Annotated in this window: 4 protein-coding genes; 1 reads left to right on the top strand and 3 read right to left on the bottom strand. The window is 64.6% G+C overall.

The features are described 5' to 3' along the window. Positions 1–315, bottom strand: a 315-nt coding sequence (locus Q1K09_RS12975) for a hypothetical protein (RefSeq protein WP_300345897.1), incomplete at its 3' end; no start/stop codon positions are given. 225 nt (positions 316–540) lie between these two features. Then, positions 541–756, bottom strand: a complete 216-nt coding sequence (locus Q1K09_RS12970; protein WP_300345896.1) for a hypothetical protein — start codon at positions 754–756, stop codon at positions 541–543. A 390-nt stretch (positions 757–1,146) separates the two neighbouring features. Here Q1K09_RS12970 and Q1K09_RS12965 point away from each other — a divergent pair, with 390 nt between their 5' ends. After that, positions 1,147–1,779, top strand: coding sequence for a hypothetical protein (locus Q1K09_RS12965; protein ID WP_300345895.1), 633 nt, complete (start codon positions 1,147–1,149; stop codon positions 1,777–1,779). A 35-nt stretch (positions 1,780–1,814) separates the two neighbouring features. Here Q1K09_RS12965 and Q1K09_RS12960 read toward each other — a convergent pair whose 3' ends face one another. Next, entirely contained in the window at positions 1,815–2,651 is an 837-nt protein-coding gene (locus Q1K09_RS12960) for a glycerophosphodiester phosphodiesterase family protein (RefSeq protein WP_300345893.1), read from the bottom strand. Positions 2,652–2,837: the final 186 nt, after the last annotated feature.

Genomic DNA, 2,837 nt, shown 5'->3' with positions numbered 1-2,837 from the left:
GGCGTGGCTGGGTTTTTCTTCCTGCAGCCGGCGGTTGCGGTAGTCGAGCAGCAGCTGCAGCTGCTCGGCCTGCGCGGTGCGGATGGTGTGTTCTTTGTTCCAGGCAGCAGCCAGTTCAGGCTCGCCGGCCAGATGAGCATACGCCGGGGGAAGCACCGGAGCCGGAGGGGTGCCCGGGGAGGTGCTCTCAGGGGTTACGCCGTTGACCCCCGGGGTGTGGTGTGTGGCGTCGTCGTTGGTTCTGTGCCCAGAACGCATGCTGGAGCCGCCGGGGGTGACCGGCGGTTCCGCAGTCTGTGCTGGGTTCGAACTCATGTTCTAATTCTATCGAGTGATGTGTGTCACTGCAACCCGTATGGAGGAATGTGCAAGAGTTTGAGGTGGTATTGCCTGCAACAGGCCTCGTTCAGTGATGACGGGTTCCGCTGAGTGCTTCGCCCGTGAGGCGTCGGTGAGCTGATGGTGGGGTGTAGGTGTACTGGCATTGGGGGGAGGCGTAGACGGATGCGCGCCATCGGCGCCCCCAGCTGAGTGAGGATTTCAGTAGTCGGTCAGCCTGTCCCATCTGCAGGTCGGTTCCTCGTCCTCATGCGTCCAGTTGACGGCATACCCAAGGCGCCGAAGCTCCTTCGCCGCCCTCCTCGGGTTGTCGCGCACAGCGGCCGCAAGTTGGTGGCCCCGAAAGGTGAAGCGTTGTTTGCGCAGGACCTGCTCCCAGCCCGGAGCGGAATCCACGTGGAACTCCCGAATAGCCATGTGCAGGAAGTCCTCATACGAGGCCCGAAATCTGTGTCCTCCCAGGGGGAAATGGAGTCTCCAAGGCTCAGTTCGTGTCCGCTGTGCGTCGAGAATGGCTTGGCGCAGCTCCCTGTCCTCGAGGTGAGTCTGAAAGTGAGCAGCTGGCGGGCCAACCTTGTCCCGCTGGTATTCAAGGCGGAAGATTGGTTCGCCGTTCGCCGGCTGCTCCCGCAGCAACGAGTACGTCGATTTGCGGGCAGCGAGGAAGTCTTTCTCTGAGTTCCATACGCAGTGAATCTGTACTGCGGCCCGAAATGTTACGGTGCCATTGACCGTAAAGGGGATGCCACGCTGGGAGCGTGACAGCGGCTTCTCAGAAATGACTATATGTGACCCACGGTACTGGGCATGGAACGGCCAATCCAGGTCCAACGCGCCCTGCAGCGTTGTTTGAAGCTCCTCACGCCGGCCGTGCTGTGGGATATCGGGCTCACCCCTCAGGACCCGGACGACGAATCAAGCATCCACGTGGGGCTTCGTGCGGCGGGAGACTGGCCGCTGAAGGTCGCCGTCGGCTCCTGCAGCCAGCCGTGGGAGGACAGCCCAGCACAGGGTTCGCTGACCTCCGGCTCCTGCACCGGGGCCTTCCAGACCGTCGTGGCGGAGAAGGAGGCCGCAGGAGGGTACGACGTCGACTGGCTGGCTGAGCTGCCTGCCGCTGAGCAGCAGTGGCTGTGCGTGGAGATTTCGATGCCGGGGGATCTGAAGACCCCGACCCGGCCGGGGGAGATGGTTCCGGAGGTGCATGCTCTGGTGGAGGGCGAGCATATAGTGCTGGACCCGCACTCCCCGCAGACATCCAGCGCTGCCTCCGCGGGCAAGGACCCAAGTGCTCAGGGTGCCCGCACCGTGGTTGCGGCATGGGTGGACTGGCTGCCGGTTCAGCAGATCAGCCAGCTCTGGATGCTGCTGTGCGGGGTGGCCGGCGTGTTGGCAGGGGGATCAGCGCTGATCTGGGCGGCCCGCCGCTGGGGGTCCTGACCCATGGTGCGGAGGTCACCTAGGGAGCCAGGAGACTAGCTGCCGGTTGTCACCAGGGGATTCAGGCACTGGCGGGCCATATCGGGGTAGTCGGTGGTGAGGTAGTCGGCGCCGAAGGCGGCGGCCTGGAGGATGCCATCCGGGTCGTTGAGCGTCCACACGTTGAGCCTGGTGCCGCTGTGGGCCCACTGCCGTGTCTGTGCGGCATGGTCGTGGGACTGCAGCACCCAGTCCCACTTCACGGCCGCGATTCCCACGGTGCCGGCGTCGATGAGGCCGGTGTTGTCTGACCGGCGGGGACTGATCACAGCCATTACGCGGCCGGGCTGCACCCCAGAGTCGAGCAGGTAGCCGATGGAGTCGGGGTCGAAGCTGAGGAAGGTGACCTCGATCCCGCCGCCGGTGCCGGGCACCGTGGAGGTCTCCGGGTCCCAGTGCGCTGCTTCCAGCGCTTCCAGAACCCGCTGCTCCAGCAGCCGCCCGAAGGGATAGGGCTCCTTCATCTCGATGAGCAGCCCAGGTGCGGCGGGCAGTTCGCCGAGCAGCGCCAGCAGCTCCGGCAGGGTCATGAATTGGTCCGCAGGTGTGCCGTACTCGGCGGGGATGGTGGCGCCCATCCAGGTGTGGAAGTCCAGATCGCGCAACTGGGCGAGACTCAGCTCGGCTACTGGTATAGGTGTCTCGCTTCCCGGCATCTGCACGGTGGGCGCGTGGGTGCAGACCACCGCGCCGTCGGCGGTGAGGTGAACATCGGTCTCTATCAGATCGGCGCCCAACGCAGCGGCGTGCAGAAAGGCCGCCCGCGTGTTCTCCGCGTAGCGTCCGGAGGCACCTCGATGAGCCACAACCAGCGGCCTCGCTGGATCATCCATACGCGACACCCTACCGTCACACCCGGACAGTGACGTGGACCACACACGGGGCTGATGCAGGAATGGGTGACAGGTTGGGTTTCCTGGTCAGGCCGCTAATGTCAGCGCCTGCGTGAGCAGTTTCTCCTCGTAGGCGATCGGGGTCAACTTCCCCAGAGCCTTCTGTTTCCTCCTTCGGTGATAGGT

Origin of the sequence: Nesterenkonia sp. (assembly GCF_029265375.1) — a bacterium.
Classification (GTDB): Bacteria; Actinomycetota; Actinomycetes; order Actinomycetales; family Micrococcaceae; genus Nesterenkonia.
The sequence above is the reverse complement of the archived record's forward strand: the minus strand, read 5'-3'. Positions and strand labels throughout refer to the sequence as shown.